Source organism: Streptomyces sp. SID13666 (genome assembly GCF_010548325.1).
GTDB lineage: Bacteria > Actinomycetota > Actinomycetes > Streptomycetales > Streptomycetaceae > Actinacidiphila > Actinacidiphila fildesensis.
Genome location: NZ_JAAGLX010000130.1, coordinates 1 through 958, shown reverse-complemented (window position 1 = coordinate 958; position 958 = coordinate 1). Strand labels below are relative to the sequence as shown.

The 958-nt window shown below is 70.9% G+C and carries 1 protein-coding gene; it reads right to left on the bottom strand.

Annotation, left to right across the window (positions count from 1 at the left end; genetic code table 11):
* Nucleotides 1-34: 34 nt before the first annotated feature.
* A partial coding sequence (locus G3I60_RS43700) for a cysteine protease StiP family protein (RefSeq protein ID WP_164608551.1) occupies nucleotides 35-958 on the bottom strand: 924 nt, incomplete at its 5' end.

Below are 958 nucleotides of genomic sequence, written 5' to 3'. Positions count from 1 at the left end.
AGATCGCTGGCGACGAGCACGGGGCTGATGGGACTCATACCGACACCGCCTTGCCGTCGGCGCCGGTCGCGCCCCGCGTGTACTTGGGGTGGATCAACCCGACGCAGGTGTAAGGGAGTTCGGCCACCTCTTCGACGGGTACGCCCCGCTGCTCGGCGAGCAGGCGTACATGGTCGAGGTCGGCGCCCGCTCCGGCGCGGGCCAGGATCTTCCAGGGGACACGGCGCAGCAGCACCCGGGTGGTCTCGCCGACGCCGGGCTTGACGAGGTTGACGTCGTGGATCTCGTACTCCTCGCTGATCCGCTCGACTGCCGCCCAGCCCTCCCACGTCGGGGACCGGTCGGCGGCGAGCAGTTCCTTGACCGTGGTGTCGACGGCGTCCGCGACCTCCGGGAAGCGGGCGGCGACGGCGTCGAGGAAGTCCACCGAGACGTCTGCGCCGGCGAGTTCACGGTAGAACTTGGCGCCGTGGAAGTCGTTCGGGCCAACCAGGTCGGCGCGCAGGACGGTCCGCGAAATCAGGCCCGACACCGTGGAGTTGAGGCAGGCGGAGGGGATGAGGAAGTCCTCGCGGGTGCCGTACGTACGGACACAGGAGCCCGGGTCGGCCAGGACCGCGATTTCCGGGTCGAAGCCGGTGATGCCGTCGGAGTCCTCGAACTCCTTGATGGCGTCGGCGAGTTCGCGGGTGATGGCGCCCTTGCCGGTCCAGCCGTCGACGAACACGACGTCGGCGGGGTCGTGGTGGGCGGCCAACCAGCGCAGCGCGTTGGCGTCGATGCCCCGGCCCCGGACGATCGACACGGCGTAGTGGGGCAGTTCGAGCCCGTGGCGGTGCTTGGCCCAGCGGCGCATCAGGGCGCCGACGGGGGTTCCGGCCCGCGCCAGCGAGACGAGCACCGGCCGCGGTGAGCGTTCGGCGAGCACCAACTTCGTGACCGCGCCCACCGCTTGGGC